26 protein-coding genes are annotated in these 25,807 nt (G+C 59.0%); 25 read left to right on the top strand and 1 reads right to left on the bottom strand.

Going from position 1 to position 25,807, the window contains the following annotated elements:
- From E0L15_RS00555 to E0L15_RS00465, 19 genes are all read left to right on the top strand, one after another.
- Entirely contained in the window at window positions 1–891 is an 891-nt protein-coding gene (locus E0L15_RS00555) for a DUF5685 family protein (protein ID WP_168124161.1), read from the top strand.
- Entirely contained in the window at window positions 875–1,480 is a 606-nt protein-coding gene (locus tag E0L15_RS00550; RefSeq protein ID WP_168124160.1) for a J domain-containing protein, read from the top strand. Before E0L15_RS00555 ends, E0L15_RS00550 begins: the two co-directional genes overlap by 17 nt.
- Before the next feature lies 1 nt (window position 1,481).
- Window positions 1,482–2,012, top strand: a complete 531-nt coding sequence (locus tag E0L15_RS00545) for a hypothetical protein (protein WP_168124159.1) — start codon at window positions 1,482–1,484, stop codon at window positions 2,010–2,012.
- Between the two features lie 7 nt (window positions 2,013–2,019).
- Window positions 2,020–2,907 carry a YicC/YloC family endoribonuclease gene (locus tag E0L15_RS00540; RefSeq protein ID WP_168124158.1) on the top strand — a complete coding sequence of 296 codons (888 nt, stop codon included), beginning with the start codon at window positions 2,020–2,022 and terminating at the stop codon, window positions 2,905–2,907.
- Window positions 2,908–2,922: 15 nt separating this feature from the next.
- Window positions 2,923–3,195, top strand: coding sequence for a DUF370 domain-containing protein (locus tag E0L15_RS00535; protein WP_087234086.1), 273 nt, complete (start codon window positions 2,923–2,925; stop codon window positions 3,193–3,195).
- Window positions 3,192–3,812, top strand: a complete 621-nt coding sequence (gene gmk, locus E0L15_RS00530) for a guanylate kinase (RefSeq protein WP_087234084.1) — start codon at window positions 3,192–3,194, stop codon at window positions 3,810–3,812. The genes E0L15_RS00535 and gmk overlap by 4 nt, the downstream gene beginning before the upstream one ends.
- A 29-nt stretch (window positions 3,813–3,841) precedes the next feature.
- Window positions 3,842–4,054 carry a DNA-directed RNA polymerase subunit omega gene (gene rpoZ, locus E0L15_RS00525; protein WP_087234082.1) on the top strand — a complete coding sequence of 71 codons (213 nt, stop codon included), beginning with the start codon at window positions 3,842–3,844 and terminating at the stop codon, window positions 4,052–4,054.
- Window positions 4,055–4,142: 88 nt separating this feature from the next.
- A complete protein-coding gene (gene priA / locus E0L15_RS00520) occupies window positions 4,143–6,620 on the top strand; it encodes a primosomal protein N' (RefSeq protein ID WP_168124157.1) in 2,478 nt (825 codons plus the stop codon).
- A gap of 22 nt (window positions 6,621–6,642) precedes the next feature.
- The gene (gene def / locus E0L15_RS00515; protein WP_087369277.1) at window positions 6,643–7,131 is read left to right on the top strand and encodes a peptide deformylase; all 489 of its coding nucleotides are present in this window, start codon (window positions 6,643–6,645) and stop codon (window positions 7,129–7,131) included.
- Complete coding sequence (gene fmt / locus E0L15_RS00510; protein WP_168124156.1) at window positions 7,128–8,057, top strand: methionyl-tRNA formyltransferase; 930 nt, start codon at window positions 7,128–7,130, stop codon at window positions 8,055–8,057. Before def ends, fmt begins: the two co-directional genes overlap by 4 nt.
- Window positions 8,058–8,070: 13 nt before the next feature.
- A complete protein-coding gene (rsmB, locus tag E0L15_RS00505) occupies window positions 8,071–9,396 on the top strand; it encodes a 16S rRNA (cytosine(967)-C(5))-methyltransferase RsmB (protein WP_168124155.1) in 1,326 nt (441 codons plus the stop codon).
- Window positions 9,397–9,399: 3 nt separating this feature from the next.
- Window positions 9,400–10,452 carry a 23S rRNA (adenine(2503)-C(2))-methyltransferase RlmN gene (gene rlmN, locus E0L15_RS00500; protein ID WP_168124154.1) on the top strand — a complete coding sequence of 351 codons (1,053 nt, stop codon included), beginning with the start codon at window positions 9,400–9,402 and terminating at the stop codon, window positions 10,450–10,452.
- Complete coding sequence (locus E0L15_RS00495) at window positions 10,449–11,186, top strand: Stp1/IreP family PP2C-type Ser/Thr phosphatase (protein ID WP_087234071.1); 738 nt, start codon at window positions 10,449–10,451, stop codon at window positions 11,184–11,186. The genes rlmN and E0L15_RS00495 overlap by 4 nt, the downstream gene beginning before the upstream one ends.
- Before the next feature lie 25 nt (window positions 11,187–11,211).
- Entirely contained in the window at window positions 11,212–13,230 is a 2,019-nt protein-coding gene (pknB, locus tag E0L15_RS00490) for a Stk1 family PASTA domain-containing Ser/Thr kinase (protein WP_168124153.1), read from the top strand.
- A 3-nt stretch (window positions 13,231–13,233) separates the two neighbouring features.
- On the top strand, window positions 13,234–14,112 hold the full coding sequence (gene rsgA / locus E0L15_RS00485) for a ribosome small subunit-dependent GTPase A (RefSeq protein WP_087234066.1): 879 nt from the start codon (window positions 13,234–13,236) through the stop codon (window positions 14,110–14,112).
- A 215-nt stretch (window positions 14,113–14,327) separates the two neighbouring features.
- The gene (locus tag E0L15_RS00480; protein ID WP_168124152.1) at window positions 14,328–15,842 is read left to right on the top strand and encodes an SPOCS domain-containing protein; all 1,515 of its coding nucleotides are present in this window, start codon (window positions 14,328–14,330) and stop codon (window positions 15,840–15,842) included.
- Between the two features lie 107 nt (window positions 15,843–15,949).
- Window positions 15,950–17,428, top strand: a complete 1,479-nt coding sequence (gene spoIVA, locus E0L15_RS00475; protein WP_168124151.1) for a stage IV sporulation protein A — start codon at window positions 15,950–15,952, stop codon at window positions 17,426–17,428.
- A gap of 1,019 nt (window positions 17,429–18,447) precedes the next feature.
- A complete protein-coding gene (locus E0L15_RS00470; protein ID WP_168124150.1) occupies window positions 18,448–18,936 on the top strand; it encodes a sigma-70 family RNA polymerase sigma factor in 489 nt (162 codons plus the stop codon).
- On the top strand, window positions 18,933–19,709 hold the full coding sequence (locus E0L15_RS00465; protein WP_168124149.1) for a zf-HC2 domain-containing protein: 777 nt from the start codon (window positions 18,933–18,935) through the stop codon (window positions 19,707–19,709). Before E0L15_RS00470 ends, E0L15_RS00465 begins: the two co-directional genes overlap by 4 nt.
- 43 nt (window positions 19,710–19,752) lie before the next feature.
- Here the strand turns inward: E0L15_RS00465 and E0L15_RS00460 are convergent, their stop codons facing one another.
- Complete coding sequence (locus E0L15_RS00460) at window positions 19,753–20,358, bottom strand: Crp/Fnr family transcriptional regulator (RefSeq protein WP_168124148.1); 606 nt, start codon at window positions 20,356–20,358, stop codon at window positions 19,753–19,755.
- Window positions 20,359–20,467: 109 nt separating this feature from the next.
- Between E0L15_RS00460 and leuC the strand changes: the two genes are divergently transcribed.
- The 6 genes from leuC to E0L15_RS00430 all read left to right on the top strand — a co-directional run bounded on the left by leuC (window position 20,468) and on the right by E0L15_RS00430 (window position 25,799).
- Window positions 20,468–21,727, top strand: a complete 1,260-nt coding sequence (gene leuC, locus E0L15_RS00455) for a 3-isopropylmalate dehydratase large subunit (RefSeq protein WP_168124186.1) — start codon at window positions 20,468–20,470, stop codon at window positions 21,725–21,727.
- 15 nt (window positions 21,728–21,742) lie between these two features.
- Window positions 21,743–22,228, top strand: coding sequence for a 3-isopropylmalate dehydratase small subunit (gene leuD / locus E0L15_RS00450; RefSeq protein ID WP_168124147.1), 486 nt, complete (start codon window positions 21,743–21,745; stop codon window positions 22,226–22,228).
- The gene (gene leuB, locus E0L15_RS00445) at window positions 22,225–23,301 is read left to right on the top strand and encodes a 3-isopropylmalate dehydrogenase (RefSeq protein WP_168124146.1); all 1,077 of its coding nucleotides are present in this window, start codon (window positions 22,225–22,227) and stop codon (window positions 23,299–23,301) included. Before leuD ends, leuB begins: the two co-directional genes overlap by 4 nt.
- Before the next feature lie 85 nt (window positions 23,302–23,386).
- Window positions 23,387–24,199 (top strand): type III pantothenate kinase, encoded by an 813-nt coding sequence (locus E0L15_RS00440; protein ID WP_243155327.1) that lies wholly within the window; start codon window positions 23,387–23,389, stop codon window positions 24,197–24,199.
- 167 nt (window positions 24,200–24,366) lie between these two features.
- A complete protein-coding gene (locus tag E0L15_RS00435; RefSeq protein ID WP_168124184.1) occupies window positions 24,367–25,515 on the top strand; it encodes a pyridoxal phosphate-dependent aminotransferase in 1,149 nt (382 codons plus the stop codon).
- A gap of 83 nt (window positions 25,516–25,598) precedes the next feature.
- Entirely contained in the window at window positions 25,599–25,799 is a 201-nt protein-coding gene (locus E0L15_RS00430) for a DUF1858 domain-containing protein (RefSeq protein ID WP_087234294.1), read from the top strand.
- Window positions 25,800–25,807 lie beyond the last annotated feature (8 nt).

Genomic DNA, 25,807 nt, shown 5'->3' with positions numbered 1-25,807 from the left:
ATGTTTGGATATGTCAGACCGGCTCTAACTCAGCTTTCCCAGGAGGAGAAGGACCTGTACCAATCCGCCTACTGTGGCCTCTGCCACGAGATGGGAAAGAGACATGGGTTTTGGACCCGATTTACCTTAAACTATGACTTGACCCTCCTGGCCATCCTCTTGCAAATCTGCCAGGGAGGGGACCGGACTGTGTGCCAGCGCTGTCCCGCCCACCCCATCCGCAAGCCCAAGGCGTGCCTGAGAGGGCCGGGGATGGAGCGAGCGGCGGATGTGAGTTTGATTCTCACTTGGCACAAGCTGGACGATGATGTGAAGGACCACGGCTTTTGGAGTGGTCTGCCATACCGATTTTTGCGCCGCTGGTTTCACAGGCCATACCGGAGAGCGGCCCAGGCCTGTCCGAGTTTTGTAGACCAAGTGAAAGGCTGTCTGGAGCGCCTGGACCAATTGGAAGCCCAGCGCTCTCCACGGCTGGACGCCGTGGCCCATGAATTTGCCGCCATGCTGGCTTCTGCGGCCTCAGAGCAGGCCCAAGGGGACCAGGCCCGTATTTTGCAGCAGCTGCTGTACCATTTGGGGCGCTGGATTTACCTGATGGATGCATGGGATGATCTGGACGAGGATCGGGCTTGTGGGCGGTATAACCCACTGGATGCCCGGTTTGAGGGCAAGGCCAAAGAGGAGCAGGAGTATGTGGCCACCACCTGTACCCATTCGGTACGGCTGGCATATAGTGCCGCCAGTTTGCTGGAGCTGGGAGAGTGGGACCACGTCTTAGAAAATATTTTGTGCATTGGCCTTCCCGCCGTGCAGAGCGCTGTGATGGACGGGCGATGGAAGGAAGTCAAAAAGCTACACAAAGGGAGATACATGCATGAGAGATCCGTATGAGGTGCTGGGGGTCAGCCCCAACGCCAGTGATGATGAAGTCAAGCGTGCGTATCGGGAACTGGCCCGGAAATACCACCCGGACAACTACCAGAATAACCCTCTGGCCGATCTGGCAGAGGAGAAGATGAAAGAGGTCAACGAGGCCTACGATGCCATCACCAAGGCGCGCAGCGGGGGCGGAAGCACCGGCGGCGGGTATCAGGGGGGCTATTCCCAGTCCTATGGATACCAGGGTCAGTACAGTGGAGGCGACTCTTCCACTTCCTTTGCTCAGGTGCGCCAGTATATCAATATGGGAAACCTGGACGGGGCGGAACAGCTGCTCCGGGGCATCTCCAGCAAAAACGGCGAGTGGTACTTCCTCATGGGTAGTATCGCCTACCGCCGAGGCTGGCTGGACGAGGCCAGACAGAACTATCAGATCGCCTGCCAGATGGAGCCGGGGAACATGGAGTACCGTCAGGCTCTGTCCATGATGCAGCAGGGCGGCTATGGGTATAATACCAATATGACCGGAGGGCAGTGCGACAGCCTGGACTGCTGTACCACCATGCTCTGCCTGAACTGTCTGTGTGGGGGATGTAATTGATATGAAACCAGGCAAATCTGCCAGCAGCATCACCTATCCGGCCCTGTTGGGGGCGGTGTCCATCATTTTGCTGTACGGCTCGGCCATCTCACCCACCGGAGCCATCGGCCTGGTGGCCTTGGCAGGGGTACCCTGCGCAGGTGTGGTGATTGCCGGGGGAACTTCCGCCGGACTGCTGTGTTGGGGTGCGGTGTCGGTGCTGGGGCTGCTTCTGGTACCGGATAAGTTCTGCGTGCTCCTGTATGCCGCCCTGTTTGGCCTGTACCCGGTGGTAAAGTCCAAGGTGGAGGCCTTGCGCCGCAAACCCTTGGAGATTCTCTGTAAGCTGGTGTTTTTCAACCTGGCCTACACAGTTGTGGTCTTGGTCACCAAGGCGGTGGCTCTGGACGGCCTGCCCCTGGAGCAATTGCACTTGGGGCTGGTGTATTTGCTGGGTAACGTGGTATTTTTACTATATGACTTTGGCTTTAGCGGGCTGATTACAGCCTATCTCTCCCGCATGGGGAAGGGAAGAAACTGGAGAAAGGGCTGATGAAACCATGGTTAAGAGTATGACCGGATACGGACGGGGGGAGTGCAGCTACGAGGGCGGCACTTTCACCGTGGAAGTGCGGTCGGTGAACAACCGCTATCTGGACTGCGGCATCAAGATGCCCAGAGCGTACATTTTTGCAGAGGACGCCATGAAAAGCCGGGTACAAAGTTCCATTTCCCGGGGCAAGGTGGATGTGTTTGTCACCTTGACCGCCCAGGCGGAGGATGACTCCACGGTGACCGTCAACGAGGGCCTGGCCAAATCCTATATCCAGGCTCTGGCCAAACTCTATGATCTGGGCAAGGGCGAGTGGGTGAAGGGCAGCTATTATGCCACCGACTTGGCACGCTTCCCCGATATCCTTACGGTGGAGAAAAAGGAACGGGACCAGGAGCAGGTGAAGGCCGGACTTCTGGGGGCTCTGGATGCCGCTCTGGCGGACTTTGACTCCATGCGGGTGCGGGAAGGGCAGCGCTTGGCAGAGGACATTCTCGGCCGGGCTGTGACCATCGAGGGACTGGTGTCCAAGGTAGAGGAGCGCTCCCCCCAGACGGTGGCGGAGTACCGAGCCCGCTTGGAGGCCAAGATGGCGGAGATTCTCCAGAACACCCAGATTGAGGAGAGCCGGATTCTCACCGAGGCCGCCATTTTTGCCGACAAGGTGGCAGTGGACGAGGAGACGGTGCGCCTGCGCAGTCACATCGCCCAGCTGCGGGAGCTGCTGGACCAGGGCGGCGCTGTGGGCCGCAAGCTGGACTTCCTCATCCAGGAGTTCAACCGGGAGGCCAACACCATTGGCTCCAAGTGCAATGACATCGACATTGCCCGGGTGGTGGTGGACATCAAGGCGGAGATCGAGAAGATTCGCGAGCAGGTCCAAAATCTGGAGTGATATCGAGGTGACGGCATGGAACTGATCAACATTGGGTTTGGCAATGTGGTGTCAGCCCGGAAAGTGGTGGCAGTGGTGAGCCCGGAATCTGCCCCCATCAAACGTCTGGGCCAGGAGGCCCGAGATCGGGGTATGCTCATTGACGCCAGCTTTGGCCGCAAGACCAAATCGGTGCTGATTATGGACAGTGGACATGTGGTGTGGTCGTCCCTGACCCCGGAGGTGCTGGGGCAGCGGTTTGACCCCTCGTCACCGGAAGAAGAGCAGATGGGAGAGAAAGAGATATGAAGAAGAAAAAACGTGGCGAGTTGATTGTTCTGTCCGGCCCCTCTGGGGTGGGCAAGAGCACGGTGATCTCCGAGCTGCTCAGCAGCCGACGGGACATCCATTTCTCGGTGTCCTTTACCACCCGGCAGCCCCGGGTGGGTGAGGAGCACGGCGTAAATTACAACTTTGTCGCCCGAGAAGAGTTTGAGCGCATGATCCGGGACAATGAGTTTTTGGAGTATGCCCAGTATGTGGACAATTACTACGGAACCTCGCTCAAAATCATTGAGGAGAAGCTGCAAGCCGGTGTGGATGTGCTGCTGGACATTGAGGTCCAGGGTGCAGCCAAGGTGCGGGAAAAGTGCCCGGAGGCTGTGTGTATCTTCATCATCCCTCCCTCTCTGGAGGAACTCTCCCGCAGACTGCGCAAGCGCAACACCGACAGCGAGGATGTGATTGCCCAGCGGCTGGCCAAAGCCCGGGAAGAGTGCCGGGAGTGCACCAAGTACGACTACTTGGTGGTCAATGACAACGTGATGTCTGCCGCCCAGGAGATTTTGTCCATCCTGGAGGCGGAGAGTTGCCGAGTCAACAAGCGAATTCAGCTGGCCGAGAGCATCATCGGCACCAACGACTAATTGGAAGAAAACGAAAGGATTGAAGAATTATGTTGCTCTATCCCCCTATGAAGGACCTGTTGGAGAAAGTGCCCAGCCGTTACATGCTGGTGAATGTGGTGGCCCACCGTGCCCGTGAGATTTCCAGCGAGTCGGAGCAGACCGGTATCCCCCTGGAGGAGAAGGCGGTGACTCTGGCCGTGCGCGAGGTGGCCGACGGCCAGCTGCAGGTGGAGGAACCGGTTGAGGAGACCGAAGAGTAAGAAGTCAAAAGGCACGGCCTGTGAAGCCAGGGCAAGCGGCGAGGCGCTGCTTGCCCTTTCGCGGTCAAAAGGAGGAGGTTGACGGGAGGTGCCACAGACAGCAAAAATCGCAGTGGCAGCCGCCGTCTACGCCATTGACCGGCCCTTTGATTATAAAATCCCCCCGCACATGGCGTCCCGTGTGCAGGTGGGAATGCGGGTGGCCGTCCCCTTTGGCCGGGGAAACCGGCTCAGTGACGGCATTGTGCTGGCCTTGGGCCAGCAGGAAAACGTGGACGGATTAAAACCCATCCAGACGGTTCTGGACCAAGAGCCGGTACTGACTGGGGAGAACATCCAGCTGGCGTTGTGGATGCGGGAGCACTACTTTTGCACCGTGTACGAGGCCATCCGGGTGATGCTCCCCGCCGGGCTCTGGTACGCTCTGAAAGAGAGCTGGAGCATAGCTCCAGGACTGGACCGAGAGGCCCTGTATCAGTTGGCTGGAGAGGACCGGCCGTCGGTGCGTCTGTCGGACATTCTATGCGCCTATGGGGGTAGCGCGGAACTCAGTGAGATTCAGCGGGCCTTTGACGGAGCGGACCCTTGGCCTGCCCTGCGCCGCTTGTCTGAGGCGGGGGGTATCATCCGCCGGGCGGACGGCATCCCTGGAGTGAAGGACAAGCTGGAACAGCGAGTAACCTTGGCGGTTGAGCCAGAGGAGGCCTTAGCCCAGGTATCTGGCCGGCGGCGGAGAGCGCCCCTCCAGTATCAGGCGGTCAAAGTCCTGGGCGAGATGGGGGAAGTGTCCGCCAAGGAGCTGTGCTATTTCACTGGGGCCTCCATGAGTACCCTGCGGTCCCTGGAAAAACAGGGGCTTCTCACCCTGCGCAAGCAAGAGGTGTTCCGCCGCCCGCCTCAGGTGGGCGTGCAGAATGCCCAAGCTCCCACCCCTGTGGCCCTCAATGACCAGCAGCAGCAGGCCATGGACGGTCTGTGGGCGCTGATGGAGACCCGGCGGGCCGCTGCCGCTCTGCTATACGGAGTCACTGGCAGCGGAAAGACCCAGGTCTATATCCAGCTCATTCATAAGGGGCTGAAGGAGGGGAGAGGCGCCATGGTGTTGGTGCCCGAGATCTCCCTCACCCCCCAGCTCATGGACCAATTTACCTGCCAGTTTGGCCAGCAGGTGGCCATTCTCCACAGTGGCCTATCCACGGGAGAGCGGTACGACGAGTGGAAACGTGTCCGCTCTGGCCAGGCTATGGTGGTGGTGGGTACCCGCTCGGCGGTGTTTGCCCCAGTGCGCAATTTGGGACTTGTGGTGCTGGACGAGGAACAGGAACCCACCTACCAGTCTGAGCAGAACCCCAGGTACCATGCCCGAGATGTGGCCAAGTTCCGGTGTTCGAAAGAGAACGCTCTGCTTCTTTTGGGCTCGGCTACCCCGTCGGTGGAGACCATGTACCACGCCAAGGCAGGCACCTACCACCTGTTTACTTTGGAGCACCGCTTCAACCAGCGGGAGCTGCCCCAGGTGACGGTGGTGGATATGCGGGAGCAGCTGCGTGAGGGGAACGGAGTTGCCCTCAGCCAGCCCCTGGTGGAGGCATTAAGAGAGACCATAGACCGGGGAGAACAGGCCATTCTCTTTGTTAACCGGAGAGGCAGTAGTCAGATGGTGGTGTGCGGAGAGTGCGGGGAGTCCCCCAGCTGTCCCAGATGCTCGGTACACCTGACCTACCATAAGGCCAACGGACGGCTCATGTGCCACTACTGCGGCTATTCTCAGCCCTTGCCCCAGCACTGCCCCCAGTGCGGTGGCATTTACAGCTTTGTGGGGCTGGGCACCCAGAAGGTGGAGGAGGAGCTGCAACGCCTCTTTCCCGGCGTATCGGTGATGCGTATGGACACCGACACGGTGTCTGGCGTCCAGGGCCACGCCAAGCTGCTGGCCCAGTTCCGGGAGGAGAAAATCCCGGTGCTGGTGGGCACCCAGATGGTGGCCAAGGGGCTGGACTTTGAAAATGTGACTTTGGTGGGGGCTGTAGCCGCTGACCAGACCCTGTATGTGGAGGACTACCGGGGCGGAGAGCGCACCTTCTCTCTGCTCACCCAGGTGGTGGGCCGGGCAGGCCGGGGCGGCAAGACCGGTCGGGCCTTTATCCAGACCTTCACCCCCGGCAATGAGGTCATTCAGTGCGCCTCCCGTCAGGACTATGACGGGTTTTACGAGCAGGAAATCCGCATGCGCCAGCTCCGGGATTGTCCCCCCTTTGGGGACTTCTTCGTGTTGCACATCACCGGAGACCAGGAGCACGAGGTGTTGCGGGTGTGCATGCGGCTGCGCCAGGCCTTTGAGCAGATTCTCTCCCAGCCCGGCTATCGCTCCATGGCGTGTCGTCTGCTGGGCCCCGCTCCGGCGGCGGTGGTGAAGGTGAATAACCGCTACCGCTATCATTTGACGTTACAGACCAAAAACACCAGGCAAGCCCGGGAACTGGTGGCCCACATGGTGCGCCAGGCCCAGACAGACAAGGCCAACCGGGGCGTGTCGGTGTATGCAGATATCAACCCGCAGGATTAATCCAACAAAGGAGGACCTAACAATGTCTTTGAGAACCATTTTGACCCAAGGAGATCCGGCGCTGGCTAAGACTTGCCACCCGGTGGAGAAATTTGACGAGAAGCTGCACGATCTGCTGGACGATATGAAGGAGACTCTGGCCCAGGCCAATGGCGTGGGCCTGGCCGCTCCCCAGATCGGCATTCTGCGCCGAGTGGTCATCGTCATGGATGACCAGGAGAACATGGTGGAGCTAGTCAACCCCCAGATCATTGCCTCGGATGGAGAGCAGACTGGTCTGGAGGGCTGTCTGTCCGTGCCAGGGAAGTACGGTGTAGTCACCCGTCCCGCCACCGCCACCGTGCGGGCCCAGGACCGCAACGGCAACTTCTTTGAGATGAGCGGCGAGGGCATTGTGGCTCGCTGCTTCTGCCACGAGCTGGAGCACCTGGACGGGCACCTGTTTGTGGAGCACACCGACCGGCTCTACACGGTGGACGAGTTGGATGCCATGGAGGACGAGGACGCATGAGAATCGTCTTTATGGGCACCCCGGACTTTGCCGTCCCCTCTCTGCGCCGCCTGGTGGAGGATGGCCATGAGGTGTGTGGAGTCTTCACTCAGCCGGACAAGCCCAAAAACCGCGGCATGAAGCTGCTGCCGCCTCCTGTGAAGGAGTATGCCTTGTCGGTTGGGATTCCCGTGTTCCAGCCTTCCACCCTGCGGGATGGAAGCGCTCTGGAGCAGCTGCGGGAGCTGGCTCCCCAGCTCATTGTGGTGGCGGCCTACGGCAAAATCCTCCCCGTGGATATTTTGCAGCTGCCCCCTCTGGGGTGCATCAACGTCCACTCCTCTCTCCTCCCCAAGTACCGGGGTGCAGCCCCCATCAACTGGGCCATCCTCAACGGGGAGAGCGAGACCGGGGTGACCATCATGTATATGGCGGAGGGGCTGGACACCGGCGACATGCTAGCCAGCGCCGCCACGCCCATTGATCTCAACGAGTCTGCCCAGCAGCTCCACGACCGTCTGGCCCAGATGGGGGCGGACCTGCTGCCCCAGGTGCTGGACCAGTTGGAGCAGGGAACGGCGGTGGCGGTGCCACAGGACGACACCCAGTCCTGTTATGCCCCCATGCTCTCCCGAGCCCTGTCCCCCATTGACTGGACCCACACGGCCACCCAAATCCACAACCAGGTGCGTGGCCTGACCCCCTGGCCCGCTGCCACGGCTGTGGTGGACGGCGTGCGGTGCAAGATCATCCGCACGGCGGTGGGAACCGAGCAGACGACCCAGGCCCCTGGCACCTGCGTCAAGGCAGACAAGCGAGGCCTGTGGGTGGCCTGTGGAGAGGGCACCGTATTGGAAATTTTGGAGCTTCAACCCGACGGGAAGAAGGCCATGGCGGCCCACGCCTTTTTGCTGGGCCACCCCCTGAAGGAGAAGGAAGCCATCTGAGAGGAGTTTACCTATGGGTTCTGCCAGAGAAGCGGCCATGCTGACCCTGACAGCCTGTGACAAGCAGGGGGCTTGGTCTGAGGGACATTTGAAACGAATTCTGAAAGAGAGCGCCCTGGACCGTCGGGATGCCGCCCTGGCCACCCGGCTGTGCTTTGGCGTGCTCCAAACCCGGATGACCTTGGACTGGTATCTGGAGCGCCGCTGTGCCGGAGGCTTGAAAAAGCTGGAACCCAAGGTGTTGTCCATTCTGCGCCTGTCCCTGTATCAAATCCTGTATATGGACAAGATTCCGCCCAGTGCGGCGGTAAATGAAGGGGTGCAGCTGACAAAAAAGCACTGCCGCAACCCCCGAGCGGCTGGGATGGTCAACGGCGTGCTCCGGGGCATCCTCCGGGACATGCCTCTGCCGCCTCCCCAGGGGAAGGACGAGCTGGAGACCATCGCCCTCCAGACCAGCCACCCCCGGTGGCTGGTGGAGGAGTTTGCCCAGGTGCTGGGCGTGGACGGCGTGAAGGCCTGGGCCCAGGCAGACAACTGCCAGCCCCCCACCACGGCCCAGGTAAACACGGTGGTATGCACCGTGGACCAGGCGGTGGAGGAGCTGGAGCGAGACGGGGTGGAGGTACAGCGTCACCCCTGGCTGGAAGGCTGCCTGCTGCTGAGTGGTACCGGAGATATGGAGCGGCTGAACGCCTACCAGAAGGGCTATTTCTACATCCAAGATGCGGCGGCACGCCTGGCCGTGACGGCGGCACATGTCCAGCCGGGCCAGCGGGTTTTGGACTGCTGTGCCGCTCCCGGCGGCAAGTCCTTTGCCGCTGGCGTGGACATGAACAATCAGGGGGAAATCATCTCCTGTGACATTCATCCCCACAAAATCAAGCTGCTGGAGGCGGGGGCTAGCCGTCTGGGCCTGTCCATTCTGACCGCCCAGCTGCAAAGCGCCGCCCAGCGCCGGGAGGATTGGGTGGAGCGGTTTGATACGGTGCTGGTGGATGTACCCTGCTCAGGTCTGGGCATCATCCGCAAGAAGCCGGACATCCGCTACAAGGACCCCAAACCTCTGGATGGGCTGCCCCAGGTGCAAAAGGGCATCGTGGACAACTGTGCGGCCTACGTGCGCCCCGGCGGGGTGATGATCTACGCCACCTGCACCCTGCGGGAGCGGGAAAATCAGGACGTGGTGGCGTGGTTTTTGCAGCAACACCCAGAATTTACGTTGGAGGCATTTGATTTGCCCCATTTTGGGCGCCAGGAAGGCATGATGACGTTCTGGCCCCATATACATCACACAGACGGCTTTTTCGTGGCCCGTCTGCGAAAGAAGGAGGGCTAAGCCGTGATCGACATCAAATCCATGCTGCCTGATCAGCTGGGGGTGTATCTCAAGGAGTTGGGACAGCCCGCTTTTCGCTCCAAGCAGATTTTTCAATGGCTGCACCGTGGCGTGACCTCCTTTGACCAGATGACAGATCTGCCCAAGGCTCTGCGGGAGACCTTGAAGGAGCAGTGCTACATCACTGCCCCCATTGTGGAGCGCAAGCAGCAGTCCGCCTTAGACGGCACCATCAAATACCTGTGGCGGCTGCGGGACGGCAACTGCGTGGAGACGGTGCTCATGCGCTATCAGCACGGGAATACCGTGTGCGTGTCCTGTCAGGTGGGGTGCAACATGGGGTGTAAATTCTGCGCCTCCACCCTGGGCGGAAAGGTTCGGGACTTGCAGCCCAGCGAAATTTTGGACCAGATCATTTTTACCCAGTTGGACAGCGGGGCGGAGATTTCCAACATCGTGATGATGGGAATCGGGGAACCTCTGGACAATTTTGACAATGTAATTCAATTTTTGCACCTGGTTAACCACCCCCAGGGTGTAAACATCGGCATGCGCCACATCTCCCTGTCCACCTGTGGTCTGGTGAAGAAAATTGACAAATTGGCACAGTTGGGGTTACAATTAACCCTAAGCGTATCCCTTCACGCCCCCGACGACGAGACCCGCTCCAAGCTGATGCCGGTGAACCGGGCCGTGGGGGTAGACCTGCTGATGGACACCTGTCGGCGGTATTTCCAGCAGACGGGACGGCGTATCTCCTACGAGTACGCCATGATCGACGGCGTCAATGACGGCGACCAGCAGGCGGACCTGCTGGTGAAACTGCTGCGGGGACAGCCTGGACATGTGAATTTGATTCCCCTGAACCACGTGGAGGAATCTCCCCTCAAGCCCAGCCGCCGGGTGCGGCAATTCCAGAAACGGTTGGAATCCCAGGGCGTCACAGCCACCGTGCGGCGTAAGCTGGGGGGCGACATTGACGCCTCTTGTGGTCAGCTGCGCCGGAAGCACATGCAGCAAGATCAGCTCCAGCCCGGAAAGGACGAAGCCCTATGAACATCTTTGGAATGACGGATATCGGCTCGGTACGCAGTGAGAACCAGGACAGCTATGCCGTGCGCCAGCTCAGCGAGCAGGTGGCCATTGCGGTGGTCTGCGACGGTATGGGCGGCGCTCGAGCGGGCAATGTGGCCAGCGCCATTGCAGTGGAGAGTTTTGCTGCGAAACTGGAGGAGCTGTGCCAGGATGGGGTCCCGGAGGGGGAGCAGGACTGTACCCAGCTGCTCCGCCAGGCCTGTGACCAGGCCAACACCCACGTCTACCAGCTCTCCCGCACCGATGAGCAATATCGGGGGATGGGGACCACCTTGGTGGCGGCATTGCTGCTGGACCAGGAGGCCTATGTCATCAACGTAGGGGATAGCCGCTGCTATCACATCCACGATGGAGAGATTCAGCAGGTCAGCTGTGACCACTCCCTGGTACAGATGCTGGTCTCTCGGGGGGATATCACCCCGGAGCAGGCCCGTACCCACCCCAAGAAGAACCTGATTACCCGGGCGCTGGGTGTGGACCGGGATGTGACGGCAGATTGTTACCATGTGACCTGGCAGGAGGGAGACAGCTTGCTGCTGTGCAGCGACGGCCTGTCCAACGTCCTCACCGACCAGGTTTTGCTGGAGCAGGCTGTGGAGCAGCGACCCCTGGAGGAGCGGTGCCGCAGTATGATGCGTATGACGTTGGAGCACGGTGCGCCGGACAATGTGACCATTGTCATGGCGCAGCGGTGAACCACAACGAGGAGGAACATTTACCATGGATCAATACATAGGTAAAATGCTCGACAATCGCTATGAGATTTTAGAGCGTATTGGCGTGGGTGGCATGGCCGTGGTGTATAAGGCCCGCTGCCATCGGCTCAATCGGCTGGTGGCCATCAAGATCCTAAAGCCAGAGCTGGCCAGCGACGCGGAGTTCCGCCGTCGGTTCCAGGCGGAGTCTCAGGCGGTTGCCATGCTGTCCCATGTCAATATTGTGGGTGTCTATGACGTGTGCCAGAGCGATGGGCTCAACTACATCGTCATGGAGCTCATTGACGGCATGACCTTGAAGCAATATATGCAAAAGCGCGGCACTCCCTTGAAGTGGCAGGAGGCCCTGCACTTTATCTCCCAGGTGCTGCGGGCACTGGACCATGCCCACAGCCGGGGCATCATCCACCGGGACATCAAGCCCCACAACATTCTGGTGCTGCGGGACGGCAGCATTAAGGTGGCCGACTTTGGCATTGCCCGCCTGACGTCCTCTCAGGCCACCCTGACCCAGGAGGCCATTGGGTCGGTGCATTACATCTCCCCAGAGCAGGCCAAGGGCAGCCATATTGACGGGCGGTCTGACCTGTACTCTGTGGGTGTCATGCTCTATGAGATGCTCACCGGACGGCTGCCCTTTGAGGGCGAGACCCCGGTGCTCATTGCCATTCAGCACATCAACTCCATTCCCATTCAGCCTCGGGAATTGAATCCTGATATCCCCGTGGGTCTGGAGGCCATCACCATGAAGGCCATGGCCCCCAATCCCAACCAGCGCTATGCTTCCGCTCAGGATATGTTGGATGCGGTGACGGAGTTTCAGAAAAATCCCGATGCCGTTCCCTCGGACACCATCCGTATCGACAACATCGAGGAGCCCACTCGGGTGATCCCCGTTCCCGGTGCCCGGGAGCCGGAGCAGCAGCAACCAGTCTCCGACGACACTGGAGCATTGTACGACGAGGATGACGAGTACTATGACGAGGAGGGAGAGCGGACCGAGCGCATCAAGCTGTTCGGAGGCCGTGTCAAGCTTCCGCCCATTGCGGTGGCCGTGGCGGCTATCCTTATCTTCGTAGTGGGTATTGTGATCTTCCTCTTTAATTTCATCCGAGGTGCCATCTTTGCTCCGGCCAAGGAGTACACCGTACCCAATCTGTTGGGCTATACCCTGGAGGAGTTGGAAAAGGACCCCTCCATCCTGGGCGATTTCACCATTGAGGTGGGCGAGACGGTGTTCAACGAGGAGTATGAGAAGGACCAGATCTGTGAGCAGACCCCTGAGGCCGATGAAAAGGTCAAGGATGGCAAGTCCACCATCACCGTTACCATCAGTGGCGGAACAGAGGAACTGAAGATGATTGACGTCACGGGTTGGGAACTGGAACGGGCATTGAAGAAGCTGGAGGAGGATATGAAACTCAAAGTGGTCACAGAGGAGGAGTATTCCTCCACCACGGAAGAGGGCTATATCATCTCCTATACCCCCAAGAAGGATACCGAGCTGGAAGAGGGGGACGAGGTGACTCTGGTGGTCAGCAAGGGCAAGGAGAATCAAAAGGTTGCTGTGGGCAATTACGTGGATTTGAGCCTGGAGCAGGTGAAGGCCCAGCTGGAGTTGCAGGGGCTCAAGGCCAATGTGAAGGAGTATCACAGTGACACCTATGCCGCCGGCAAGGTGATGTGGCAGAGTATTGAAAAGGGAACCATGGTGGACCCTGGCACCACCATTGACCTCCAAGTCAGCCTTGGCCCAGAGGCCACCCAGCCTCCTGTCACCAATCCCCCGGTGGTGACCACAGACGCCCCGGTGAAGAAGACCATCACCGTGGACCTCAGCGACTACTCCGGTACCATTGATTTGAAGGTGACGTTGGGTTCCACCACCGTCTTTGACGGCAAGTGGAATGCCGATGAGAAGGGAGACTTCTCCCGTGAAGTGACCCAGAGTCCCGGCACCACCAAGCGAGTGACCATCGAGATCAATGGGGAGCGGGTGGAGAGCTATGACTTGGAGTTTTAACGTATGACGGGTACCATCATTAAGGCCCTCAGCGGCTTCTATTATGTGGACGTGGGGGCAGAGCAAGAGCCCATCACCTGCCGGGGCCGTGGGAAACTGCGCCACCAGAAGATCACCCCTCTGGTGGGGGACCACGTGGCCATTACGGTGACCGAGGACGGCACCGGGATGGTGGATGAGGTCCTGCCCCGCTCCAACCAGTTCCAGCGGCCTATGGTGGCCAATATGGACCAGCTGGTGATTTTGGCCTCCGGGGCTATCCCGGTCACGGACCCATTCCTCATTGACCGGATGGTGTCTCTGGCGGAGTACAAGGGGTGCCAGCCCATTATCTGCTTTAACAAGTGCGATTTAGAGCCCGCCACTCAGCTGGTGGAGCTGTATCAGAGGGCTGGATTTCAGTCCTTTGCCATCAGTGCCCAGACGGGCGAGGGCCTGGAGCAGCTGCTGGGGGTTCTGGATGGGAAGATCTCCGCATTTACTGGAAATTCTGGTGTGGGCAAGTCCAGTGTGCTCAACGCCCTGTGCCCGCAATTCGGCTTGAAGGTGGGCCAGGTCAGCGAAAAGCTGGGCCGTGGCCGCCACACCACCCGCCACGTGGAGCTGTTCCGCGTAGGGGGCGGACTGGTGGCAGATACCCCCGGATTCTCCGCCTTCGATGTGGAACAGATGGAGCTCATCCCCAAGGAGGAGCTGGCCAACACCTTCCGGGAATTCCACCCCTATTTGGAGCAGTGCCGCTTTGTGGGGTGTGCCCACGTCAAGGAGCGGGGCTGCGCGGTGCGGGAGGCGGTGGACAACGGTGCCATCGCTCCCAGCCGCTATCAGAGCTATGTGCGCCTGTATGATCAGGTGAAGTCCCGCCCCCAGTGGGAAAAATAAATTGGATTAGGAACCAGACAGCCTCTTCTTTCATATGCTGTAGTAGATTTCAGCGTGGAAAGGAGAGGCTGTTGTTTATGCGGATCGTAGTTGTAAAGTTTCCCAAAGCCCTGTGTGGGATTATGCGCCGGATTTTCGGCATCTCGGGTTGAGGGCATATCCCGGCCTCCATGGTCATATAGATACCTCAGAATGTGGACAAAGGGAGGATGTCTATGGATATGGAGTTACAGCCTGTGGTGCTGGAGGGATACCGCCAGGTTCTGGACACTGCGGTGACCCAGGAGGAGACGCTGGAGAGCATTGTGCCGGATACTTACCCGGACATTGCCCGCATCGTTACGGCGGTGGGGCGGGTGTATGTCCGGGACTGCGAGCCGGGAGAGGGAACGGTGCGGCTGACAGGCACCATCCAGACCACGGTGTTCTACATCCCTGAGGGGGAGCAGCTGCCCAAGACCTTGGAGGTGGCCATTCCCTTCCAGTGCCTGAAAGACCATCCATCGCTGCGCACCACCACGGTGGTGCAATCCAGCGCCACGGTCACCTTCGCGGATGCCCGGGCGATCAATCCCAGAAAAGTGGTGGCTCGGGCGGAAATTATGGTGGAGCTCACCGCCTATGAGCTGGCGGCCAAAGAGGTGAACACCGACGTCCAGGGCGGCCCGGAGGGGAGCTTGGAGAAGCGACTTCTGCCCGCTCGGGACATTGTGATTACCGGGGTGGTGGAGAAACCCTTCCTCTTTTCCGACTTGGTGCGCATGCCCCCCTCCAAGGGAGAGGTGCAGCAGCTGCTGCTATGCCGACCCCAGCTGGATGTGATGGAGGGAAAGCTCATCGGCCGTAAGCTGGTGGTAAAAGGCTCTGTGAAGCTGTACCTGGTATACCAGTGCGGGGACAGCGTCACTTCCACCTGTTTCGAGCTCCCCTTCTCCCAGGTGCTGGACGTGGAGCAGGAGGCGGGGGACCAGGGCTCTCAGGTGGACGTGCGCCTGAAAAGCGTGGACTGTCGCCTGCGAGAGGGAGAACTGGAGGTCACTGTGGAGGCCTGCGCCCAGGCGGTGGTTCGTATGGAGCGGGAGGTGACACTGCTCTCCGATGTGTACTCTGTGAGCTGTCGGCTGGATGCCCAACGTTCTCCCTGTCCTCTATGTACCCTGGCGGAGACAGGCGGCACCAGCCAAAGTGTCCGGCACTTCTATCAGACCTCGGTGGAGGCCAAGCAGGTGCTGGACAGCTTCGCCGTGGTCAAGGAAGTGACCCAGCGCAGCGGAGAGCACGGCAACGAGCTAGCCGCCCAGATTCAAGTACACATGTTGTATTTGGACGAGGAGGGAGAGCTGCGTGGGGCTACGGACAGCGTCCTGGTCACCTGTCCCTATCAAATCCCGGAGGGGTGCCAGCGCAAGGTACACTGCAGAGCGGTGGGTGATTTAACTGCGGCGGCCGTCAGCGGCGGCATTGACCTGCGTTTTGAGTTGGAATTCCGCTGGCTGACCACCAAGGAGGAAGAATTGCTGTGCGTCAGCTCGGTAGCTTCCACTGGAGACTATGAGGGCCCGTGTAGTCGTCCGTCTCTGGTCATTCGTCGGGTAGATGCAGGCGAACAGCTGTGGGATGTGGCCAAAGCCTGCGGCGCCACCATTCAGGACATCTGTACCGCCAATGAGTTGGCCTCTGAGACGGTGCCGGAGGGAATGATTCTACTTATTCCCACCAAGCGAGTCTAACACGCCAAAATCGGCCGGAGGGTTTCTCCGGCCGATTTTTTGATGTGGCATATTACACAGCTTATCCCCATACACATGTAGAGAACTTGCGGTGAGGAGGAATTGCTGTGGATCACAACAAATTGTATGAGGATATCGCCCAGCGCACTCAAGGCGATATTTACATTGGGGTGGTTGGGCCGGTACGTACGGGAAAATCCACCTTCATCAAGCGTTTTATGGAGACCATGGTGCTGCCGGAAATCCAGAACACCTACCTGCGGGACCGGGCCCGGGATGAGCTGCCCCAGAGCGGGTCCGGCCGTGTGGTGATGACCGCCGAGCCAAAATTCGTCCCGGAGGATGCGGTGAGCCTGTCCATGGATGACGGCAGCTCCTTCTCCGTGCGGCTCATTGACTGTGTGGGCTACATGGTGCCTGGAGCCATGGGGCAGATGGACGGAGACCAGCCCCGGATGGTGACCACCCCCTGGATGGACCACGAGATTCCCATGACCCAGGCGGCGGAGCTGGGGACCCAGAAGGTCATCACCGACCACTCCACCATTGGCATTGTGGTGACCACCGACGGCACCATCGCCGACATCCCCCGGGAGGACTACCTGGAGGCGGAGGAGCGGGTCATTGAAGAACTCAAAGCCATGGGCAAGCCCTTTGTGGTGCTGCTCAACTCTGCCCAGCCCTACAGCGACCGGGCCCAAGCCATCCAGGCGGACATTGCCCAGCAGTACCAGGTCACCTGCCTGGCGGTGAACTGCCTGACCCTGGATGAGGAGACGGTGGAGGCCATTTTAAGCGGAGTGCTCCACGAATTTCCCATGAAGCAGTTGGAGCTATTCCTCCCCTCCTGGGTGGATGTGCTCCCCTTTGACCACCCCATCAAAAGCCAGCTCTATGGGATGATTCGCCAAGAGGCCGGAGGGTTGGAGCGGCTGCGGGACACAGAAGCAGCGGTGGAGGCCCTGGACCAGCGGGAGGAAATTGCCTCTGCCCAGATCACCCGCATGGACATGGGCAGCGGCGTGGTAACGGCGGTGCTGGAGCTGCCCCGCAGCCTGTTCTATGAGACGGTGTCCCAGCGCTGTGGCCTGGAGATTCACGACGACGGGGACCTCATTGGACAGCTGGTCCAGATGGCCTCCATGAAGCGGAAGTATGAGAAGGTGGAGCAGGCCCTGGCCCAGGTGGAGGAGACAGGCTACGGCATCGTCATGCCAGACCCCCAGGAGATGACTTTGGAGGAGCCGGAGATCGTCAAGCAGGGCGGGCGCTACGGGGTACGCCTCAAGGCCTCGGCGCCCTCCATCCACATGATGCGGGCGGACATCAAAACCGAGGTCTCCCCCATCATGGGGACGGAGAAACAGTCGGAGGAAATGGTGGACTTTCTCCTGCGTCAGTTTGAGGGGGATACGGGAAAGATTTGGGACTCCAACATGTTTGGCCGCTCCTTCCACGAACTGGTGGGGGAGGACTTGCAGGCCAAACTCAAGCGTATGCCGGAGGACGCCCGGGAGAAGCTGCGGGACACCCTCCAGCGCATCATCAACGAGGGGTCCGGGGGCCTGATTTGCATCATTCTGTAAGGAAAAGATGTGTCGCAGAACATGGGTTCTGTGGCACATCTTTTTTTGTAACGCTTTGTCTTGTGAGGGGTCTAACAGGCAGAAGAGAACAAAGAGGGGATGCCCCATGGTGAAAATGAGGGAGGCCAATTACTGCAATCTGAAGCTGCTTTTGATTTTTCTGGTGGTATACGGCCACTGGATTGAGCTGTCCATCCATGACAGTGAGATTTTGATGCTCCAGTACCGTATCATCTATTCCTTCCATATGCCGGTGTTTGTCTTTCTCACTGGGCTCTTCCTACGGAGGCAGGCGGACTGTACCCGGCAACTCAAACGCCTGGCGCCCACCTATTTGATTTGCCAGACCGGGGCGGTGCTGTGGGGCGTGGACCCCAGAGAGCCATGCTGGATTTTGTGGTACCTGTTCAGTACATGTATTTGGGCCGCTCTGGGGGCGGTGTGGTTCCGCTTGGGGCGAAAACGGCTGGCATGGGTGTTGCTCCCGCTTTCCGTTCTGGCGGGCGCTGTAGCTGGGTATTTGCCATTTCTAAACCGCATGTGGAGCGGGTCTCGGACGGTGGTGTTCTTCCCCTATTTCTTCGCAGGACTGCTGTGTGACCCCCACACAGAGTGGAGAAGATACCGGACAGCTGGTATAATAGCAGGGATGATTGCTGTATGTGGCATCTGGGCTTTGGCAGACGGTGTACCCGTATCCTTTTTGTACCACGCATCCAGGTATGGGAATTTGGAGCATGGGTTTGTGCTCCGGCTAAGCTGCTATGGAATCGGGGCGTTGATGTGTTTTTTCCTGTTGACGTGGACTCCCGGACGAAGATTCCCGTTTACTAAGGCAGGAGCGGACACCATGCCGGTGTATCTGGTCCATGCACCAGTGGTGGCGTGTATCCGGTGGTTCCCCGTTCCGTGGATTGGCTGTGCAGGACTTTCCGCTGTGCTGATCTATGCCATATACCGGATCAATTTATGGAGAGGTCCGTGTTTCGGTGTCATGACGCAGGCTAGGAGGGAGAGACGTGTCAGGATTTCAAGAAATTTATGAGACATACAGTCGGCCTGTCTATCGCTTTCTCCTGTCCCTGACCCGGAACGAGACCATGGCCGAGGATTTGTTGCAGGACGTGTTCTATCAGGCTCTCTTACATATTGACCGATTCGAGGGGCGCAGCAGTTTGTACACCTGGCTGTGCCAAATCGGGAAAAATGCCTGGCTGAAGGAGTGCCGCAGACAGAAGCACCATGAGACATGTCCTATGGAGGAGCTTGGAGAGTTAGTTTCCCAAGACCTGACCCCGGAGGAGCAGACTATTCAGCAGGAAGAGCGTCTGCGAGTGCGTCAGGCGGTGCAGCGGCTCAGTGAGCCCTACAAGGACGTATTTATTCTCCATACCTATGCTGAGGTAAAACTCAAGGAGATTGCAGAATTATATGAAAAATCCGAGACGTGGGCCAGAGTGACCTACTATCGGGCCAAGCAGAAGATCATTCAGGAGGTGTCAAGATGAAGCTGCCATGTGATATTGTACAGGACTTGTTGCCGCTGTATGAGGACGACTTATGCAGCCAGGCCACCCGGGAGGCGGTGGAGGAGCATTTGCGGGAGTGTGAGACCTGCGGAAAGCAGCACACAGCTGTCCAGGAGCTCACAGAGCCGGAGGTGGTGGTGGAACCCAGACAGGAGAAAAAGGCCGTAGCCAAGAGCTTCAAAAAGATTCGCGACCGCTGGATTGCATCCATTGTGATTATCCTTTTGTTGATTCCTGTGCTCTACCTGGGTGTGGGACAAGTGAGAGGTGTAGGCCCCAGCTTTTCTAACCTGCGGCAAATTTACCTCAGCAATCGGTTTATGCAGTGTATGGAAGCGGGAGAATATGAGAAAGCCTTTGAATATCTGAACTTGGAGGATACCAAGCAGCGATGGTTGGAAGAGGGCCATATCCCAGCGGAAGAGCTGGACCATTTTGAGGAGGACACCAAGGCACGTTTTCTGGAGTTGGGGGAAGAGCTGGAACAGGCTGGAGGAATTCAAAATGTTCGGTACATCGGTGTAAACGGTTATGCAGATCATTTCGTTGGGGATTACGAGTATGAAATATGGTTTGCCGCAGAATACAAGGGAGTGGACCGACAGATTATTTTGTGGGTGACCAAGGACGGCGTAGATTCCGGCCATGCAGAGTTGAGTCTAACCGACCCCCTGGAGGCAATGGTGTCGTGGAACTATACCATGTACAATCAATATACTGGAGTGGATATCTCTGACGATCATGGAGCATGAGAGAAGGCCGGGAAGCTGGATGAGGCTTCCCGGCCTCGCTGGTTTATCGGTTTTGCAACACTTGAAGCTGTCCTTCGTCCAAAATCTGTACTGTGCCGTACCCCGTCTCCACAGCTCCTTGCTGTACCAATTGCTTCATGGCCCGGCTGACGGTGATGCGGCTCATGCCGATGGCCTGGCCGATGCTCTCGTGCGTACACGCCACGGTGTTGTTCTCGCCTCGGGGTAAGGTCAGCAGGTACCGAGCTACCCGGCCAATGGCTGGGAGAGAGGCCGTGTCCACGTGGTCGGAGAGAATCCGAATGGTGCGGGCCAGATAGCGCAGCATGGGCTGGGCCAACTGGGGGTGCTCCATGAAGATCTGATCCAGTCGCTGCTGGTCAATGGATACCACCAGGCTGTCCTCCAGAGCCATGGCGGAACTGACCCGGGGGTATTGATCAAAAAAAGATGCCTCCCCCATCAGGTCTCCACTGCGGTGGATGGTCAAAATCCGCTCGTCTCCCTCCGGGCTGCTGAGAAAGCTGCGGGCGGAGCCGGACACCAGGTAGTAAAAGTGGTGAGGCTGCTCTCCCTGGAGATAGATCATCTGCCCCTTGGTGTACAGCTTTGGGGTCTGCCCCTGGGCGAAGATATCCCACTGTGCCATGCCGTTCCCTCCAATCTACTCAAGATTGTATCACATGTTACATTCTTTTTCCAGAGGCTTTGGCATAATGAATGTATCGAACAACCTGAGAAACGAGGAGGTGCGTCTCATGGGTATGACCATGACGCAGAAAATTTTGGCCCGGGCAGCGGGTTTGGACCAGGTACAGGCCGGACAGCTCTTAGAGGGCAAGCTGGACCTGGTGCTGGGCAACGACATTACTACCCCTGTGGCCATCAAAGAGTTTGAGAAGGCGGGGTTGTCCACGGTGTTTGACCAGGAGAAGATCGCCATTGTGCTGGACCACTCCACCCCCTGTAAGGACATCAAGTCCGCCCAGCTGTGCGCCAGGTGCCGGGACTTTGCCCACAAGCACCACATCACCCACTTCTACGATGTGGGCCAGATGGGCATTGAGCACGCCCTGATTCCCGAGAAGGGCTTGGCTGCCCCCGGTGAGGTCATCATTGGCGCAGACTCCCACACCTGTACTTATGGCGCTCTGGGTGCGTTCTCCACTGGCGTGGGCTCCACCGATATGGCGGCGGGCATGGCCACCGGTCTTGCCTGGTTCAAGGTGCCCCAGGCCATTCAGGTCAAGCTCACCGGAACTCTCTCCCCCTATGTCAGTGGCAAGGACGTGGTGCTCCACCTCATCGGTATGATTGGAGTGGACGGAGCCCTGTACCAGTCCCTGGAGTTCTGCGGGGATGGCGTGGCTTCCCTGGAGATGGACGATCGGTTCACCATTTGCAACATGGCCATTGAGGCGGGAGCGAAAAACGGGATTTTCCCCGTGGATGAGAAGACCATCGCCTACTTGAACGGACGAGTGGAGCGGGCCTGGACCGCCTTTGAAGCAGACGAGGACGCCGTGTATGCCCGTACCGTGGAGATTGACCTGTCTACTCTGCGGCCCACCGTGGCGCTGCCCCACCTGCCCTCCAATACCCAGCCGGTGGACGAAGTGGCGGGCAAGCCCATCCAGCAGGTGGTCATTGGCTCCTGCACCAACGGACGCTTGAAGGACCTGCGAGAGGCCGCTGCCATCCTCCGGGGCAAGAAGGTGGCCGACGGGGTGCGGTGTATTGTCATTCCTGCCACCCAGCAGATCTATCTCCAGGCCATGGAGGAGGGACTTATCGCCGACTTTATCCAGGCCGGGGCCGCGGTATCTACCCCCACTTGCGGGCCCTGTCTGGGCGGCCACATGGGCGTGCTCAGTGACAACGAGTGGGCCATTGCCACCACCAACCGCAACTTCGTGGGCCGCATGGGCCCCACCAGTTCCATGATCATTCTGGCAAGCCCTGCGGTGGCAGCGGCTTCTGCCATCACCGGCGTGGTCACCGACCCCGCCACCATCTGAGGGAGGGATGAAAAGATGAAGATTTACAAATACGGCGACAACGTGGATACCGACGTCATCATCCCCGCCCGCTACCTCAACGCCCCGGACGAGAAGTCCCTGGCCTCCCACTGTATGGAGGACATCGATGCCGACTTTGCCACCACTGTGGAACCCGGCGATATTGTGGTGGGTGGCAGCAACTTCGGCTGTGGCTCCTCCCGGGAGCACGCCCCCCTGGCCATCAAGGCCTGTGGCGTGAAGTGCGTCATCGCCAAGAGCTTTGCCCGTATCTTCTACCGCAACGCCATCAACATCGGCTTCCCCATCATGGAGTGCCCGGAGGCGGTGGACGGTATCTCTCCCGGTGACAGCGTCACGGTGGACTTTGCTACGGGTGTCATTGAGAATCAAACCACCGGGCAGACCTTCCAGGCAGCGCCGTTCCCCGAGTTTGTCAACGGCATTATTGAGCATGGCGGCCTGCTCCACTCTCTGAAAGCTAGGGGGTTTGCCAAATGAATTATAAAATTGCACTGATTCGGGGGGACGGGATCGGCCCCGAGATTGTCCATGAGGCGGTAGGTGTTCTGGACAAGGTGGGAGAGAAGTTCGGCCACACCTTCACCTATGTGGATGTGCTTCTGGGGGGCTGCGCCACCGATGCGGTGGGAAAGAGTTACCCCGACGGCACCGCTGAGGTGTGCAAGAGTTGCGACGCCGTGCTGTTGGGCGCCGTGGGCGGTCCCAAGTGGGGCAGCGACAAGCCCGCCGAGCAGCGGCCGGAGACCGCTCTGTTGGCCATCCGCAAGGACTTAGGGCTGTATGCCAACCTGCGTCCTGCCGCTCTGCGCCCCGCTCTGGCCGAGGCCTGCCCGCTGAAGAAAGAGACTGCCGAGAAGGGTATTGACCTGATGATGGTGCGAGAGCTCACGGGAGGCGTGTACTTTGGCAAGCGGGACCGCTACGACACCCCGGACCGGGGCGTGGAGTGCACCGACCTGATGGCCTACTCCGAGATGGAGATCGAGCGCATTGGCCGCCGAGCCTTTGAGATGGCCCGGCTGAGACGGAAAAAAGTGTCCAGTGTGGATAAGGCCAACGTGCTGGAGACCAGCCGCCTGTGGCGGTCTGTGATGCACCGTCTGGCGGAGGAATACCCCGACGTGGCCTATGAGGACGTACTGGTGGACAACTGTGCCATGCAGCTGGTGCGGGACCCGGGCCAGTTTGACGTGGTGGTGACCGAGAACATGTTCGGAGATATCCTCTCCGACGAGGCCTCCATGATCACCGGGTCCATTGGCCTGTTGCCCTCTGCCTCCATGGGAGATACCGCCCCCGCCCTCTATGAGCCCATCCACGGCTCGGCCCCCGACATTGCCGGGCAGGACAAGGCCAACCCCATTGCCACCATTCTCTCCGTGGCCATGATGCTCCGCTACTCCTTCCAGCTGTCCGCTGAGGCGGACGCTGTGGAGCAGGCGGTGGATCAGGCCCTGGCTGACGGCTGGCGCACGGCTGACATTGCCAAACCGGGAGAAGACATCATCGGCACCCGTCGAATGGGTCAGATCATCCGGGACAATATTTAACCACCTGGGGAACCTCCGCCGGACCGGATTCGGGCGGAGGTTCCCTCTTGCATTGCTCTGGATTGCTGGCTATAATAAAAATAATATGAATCTGATCATGAAGGGGTTGGGCGCTTTGATTTTGGCTGTGGCTATCAGCAATATCCATGTCACCATCGCACTGTTTGAAGAAAACGGAGACATCCGTTTTCGCTCTGAGCTGGAGAGTGAGCGCAGATACAGTGAAGATCGGTGCGCCCTGGACCTCATGGGGGTGTTCCAGCTGTACGGCGGGAAGATTCAGGAGGTACAGGGGGCCATTGTGTCCAGTGTCGTGCCCCAGGTGACAGATATTTTTGTCCGGGCCATTCAGCGCTTGACGGGGAAGCGGCCCATGGTGGTGGGCCCGGGGGTGAAAACTGGGCTGAACATCCGAGCGGATGTGCACAACCAGCTGGGCAGCAACATTGTGGCCTCGGCGGTGGCAGCGGTGGCCCTGTATCCGTCCCCATCCATTGTCATCAACTCGGGTACCGCTCTGTCCTTCTCCTACATGCGTCAGGCCTCTTATGAGGGATGTTCCATTATGCCTGGTATGGCCATTGCTCTGGAGGCCCTGTCTGACAACGGGGCCCAGTTGCCCCACATTGCCATGGGGAAGGTGGATTCTCCCCTGGGCCGCAACACCGTGGACTCCATGCGAGCGGGCGTGGTATACGGCTATGCCGGGTCCATTGACCGGCTCATCGACGAGATGGAGCAGTCTGCCGGAGAAAAGGCCGCCTCTGTGGTGGCTACGGGCGAGTATGCCCCGGAGATTTTTCGCCACTGCCACCATGAGATTCAGTACGACCGGGACCTGATGGTCAAGGGGCTGTACTTCCTCTACCGCAAGAACACCACCAAGCGCACCCGATAAATTTTGCAGCACAAGACGTTATAACATGCAAAATAACCCGTATCCATGGGATTGACTCTTGCATATGTGCAAGAAAGACGATATAATATGTCACAAATGAAGTGTACGGAGGGATTGACTTGAAAGAATTGTCCAAGATTGCCTCTCAGGTGCAGGCATCCAGCACCATGGCCATTGACTCTCTGGCCAAGCAGATGAAGGCCGACGGCATTGACGTGGTGGGATTTGGCGCCGGTGAGCCGGATTTTAACACCCCAGACGAGATCAAGGCCGCTGGTATCCGGGCCATTGAGGAGAATAACACCCGCTACACCCCCGCCTCCGGTCTGCCCGGCATTAAGAAGGCGGTGTGCGAGCGTGTGAAGGCGGACTTCCACGTGGAGTATGAGCCGTCCCAGGTGATGGTGGCCGCCGGTGCCAAGCACTGTGTGTATGTGGCCCTCCGGGCCCTGGTCAATCCCGGGGACGAGGTGATTGTCCCAGCCCCCTACTGGGTCAGTTACATTGAGCTGGTCCGCATGATGGGCGGTGTGCCTGTGGTGGTGACGGCGGAGGAGTCCGCCGGGTTCAAAATCACCGCTCAGCAGTTGCGGGATGCCATTACCCCCAAGACCAAGGCTATGATTCTCAACAATCCCTCCAACCCCACCGGCATGGTGTACAACGGGGAGGAGCTGAAGGCTCTGGTGGATGTGTGCGTGGAGAACGACCTGTACATCATCGCTGATGAGATCTACTCCTGCCTGCTCTATGATGGGCTGAAATTTACCTCTGTGGCCAGCCTGGGCGAAGAGGTAAAGAAGCGCACCATCCTCATCAACGGTGTCTCAAAGGCCTACGCTATGACGGGCTGGCGCATTGGCTACGCTCTGGCTGAGCCTGAGATCATCAAGGTCATGAGCAACTACCTCAGTCACTGTGCGGGCTCCTGCTGCACCATTTCCCAGAAGGCGGCAGAGGCGGCCCTCAGCGGCTCTCAGGAGAAGATTGAGACCATGCGGCAGGCCTTTGAGGAGCGGCGCAACTACCTGGTGGAGCGTATGAACCAGGTGGAGGGTGTCAGCTGCATCAAGCCCGAGGGCGCTTTCTACGTGATGATGAACATGGAGAAGCTGGTGGGCCGCACCGTCCACGGCCAGGTGATCAATACCTGTGATGACTTCTCCCAGGCCTTCTTGAAGTATGGTCTGGTGGCCACCGTGCCTGGTACCGCCTTCGGTGCCCCCAACTTTGTGCGCTGGTCCTATGCCACCTCCATGGAGAACATCAAGAAGGGTATGGACCGCCTGGAGGCGTTCTTGAAGGAATTCCAGTGAGTTCCCCAACTGACCCTTGCAAAACCTTGCAGGGTTGGATATACTATCACTGTTCGACAAACTAGATCAGGAGGTCATATCACATGGCTAAGATTACCAAGGATACTATCATCGGCGATATTCTGGACATCGCTCCTCAGACTGCCCCCATTTTCCTGTCCATCGGCATGCACTGCCTGGGCTGCCCCTCTTCCCGGGGTGAGACTGTGGAGCAGGCCTGCATGGTCCACGGCGTGGACGTGAACGCTCTGCTGGAGCAGCTCAACGCCAACATCGGCGAATAAAAACCATT

The sequence above is a fragment of the Pseudoflavonifractor sp. SW1122 genome, from assembly GCF_012027765.1.
In the GTDB taxonomy this organism is placed as follows: domain Bacteria; phylum Bacillota; class Clostridia; order Oscillospirales; family Oscillospiraceae; genus Enterenecus; species Enterenecus faecium.
This window is presented reverse-complemented; position numbering and strand designations above follow the sequence as displayed.

What these genes read in the sequence shown, in the direction of transcription:
- E0L15_RS00545 (WP_168124159.1), top strand. Translation starts at nt 1,482, where the DNA reads ATGAAACCAGGCAAATCTGCCAGCAGCATCACCTATCCGGCCCTGTTG.
- leuD (WP_168124147.1), top strand. Translation starts at nt 21,743, where the DNA reads ATGAAGATTTACAAATACGGCGACAACGTGGATACCGACGTCATCATC.
- E0L15_RS00480 (WP_168124152.1), top strand. Translation starts at nt 14,328, where the DNA reads ATGGATATGGAGTTACAGCCTGTGGTGCTGGAGGGATACCGCCAGGTT.
- E0L15_RS00555 (WP_168124161.1), top strand. Translation starts at nt 1, where the DNA reads ATGTTTGGATATGTCAGACCGGCTCTAACTCAGCTTTCCCAGGAGGAG.
- E0L15_RS00460 (WP_168124148.1), bottom strand. Translation starts at nt 20,358, where the DNA reads ATGGCACAGTGGGATATCTTCGCCCAGGGGCAGACCCCAAAGCTGTAC.
- gmk (WP_087234084.1), top strand. Translation starts at nt 3,192, where the DNA reads ATGAAGAAGAAAAAACGTGGCGAGTTGATTGTTCTGTCCGGCCCCTCT.
- E0L15_RS00540 (WP_168124158.1), top strand. Translation starts at nt 2,020, where the DNA reads ATGGTTAAGAGTATGACCGGATACGGACGGGGGGAGTGCAGCTACGAG.
- leuB (WP_168124146.1), top strand. Translation starts at nt 22,225, where the DNA reads ATGAATTATAAAATTGCACTGATTCGGGGGGACGGGATCGGCCCCGAG.
- E0L15_RS00535 (WP_087234086.1), top strand. Translation starts at nt 2,923, where the DNA reads ATGGAACTGATCAACATTGGGTTTGGCAATGTGGTGTCAGCCCGGAAA.
- rpoZ (WP_087234082.1), top strand. Translation starts at nt 3,842, where the DNA reads ATGTTGCTCTATCCCCCTATGAAGGACCTGTTGGAGAAAGTGCCCAGC.
- pknB (WP_168124153.1), top strand. Translation starts at nt 11,212, where the DNA reads ATGGATCAATACATAGGTAAAATGCTCGACAATCGCTATGAGATTTTA.
- E0L15_RS00440 (WP_243155327.1), top strand. Translation starts at nt 23,387, where the DNA reads ATGAATCTGATCATGAAGGGGTTGGGCGCTTTGATTTTGGCTGTGGCT.
- E0L15_RS00430 (WP_087234294.1), top strand. Translation starts at nt 25,599, where the DNA reads ATGGCTAAGATTACCAAGGATACTATCATCGGCGATATTCTGGACATC.
- fmt (WP_168124156.1), top strand. Translation starts at nt 7,128, where the DNA reads ATGAGAATCGTCTTTATGGGCACCCCGGACTTTGCCGTCCCCTCTCTG.
- E0L15_RS00550 (WP_168124160.1), top strand. Translation starts at nt 875, where the DNA reads ATGAGAGATCCGTATGAGGTGCTGGGGGTCAGCCCCAACGCCAGTGAT.
- E0L15_RS00465 (WP_168124149.1), top strand. Translation starts at nt 18,933, where the DNA reads ATGAAGCTGCCATGTGATATTGTACAGGACTTGTTGCCGCTGTATGAG.
- rsgA (WP_087234066.1), top strand. Translation starts at nt 13,234, where the DNA reads ATGACGGGTACCATCATTAAGGCCCTCAGCGGCTTCTATTATGTGGAC.
- leuC (WP_168124186.1), top strand. Translation starts at nt 20,468, where the DNA reads ATGGGTATGACCATGACGCAGAAAATTTTGGCCCGGGCAGCGGGTTTG.
- E0L15_RS00495 (WP_087234071.1), top strand. Translation starts at nt 10,449, where the DNA reads ATGAACATCTTTGGAATGACGGATATCGGCTCGGTACGCAGTGAGAAC.
- def (WP_087369277.1), top strand. Translation starts at nt 6,643, where the DNA reads ATGTCTTTGAGAACCATTTTGACCCAAGGAGATCCGGCGCTGGCTAAG.
- rsmB (WP_168124155.1), top strand. Translation starts at nt 8,071, where the DNA reads ATGGGTTCTGCCAGAGAAGCGGCCATGCTGACCCTGACAGCCTGTGAC.
- E0L15_RS00435 (WP_168124184.1), top strand. Translation starts at nt 24,367, where the DNA reads ATGGCCATTGACTCTCTGGCCAAGCAGATGAAGGCCGACGGCATTGAC.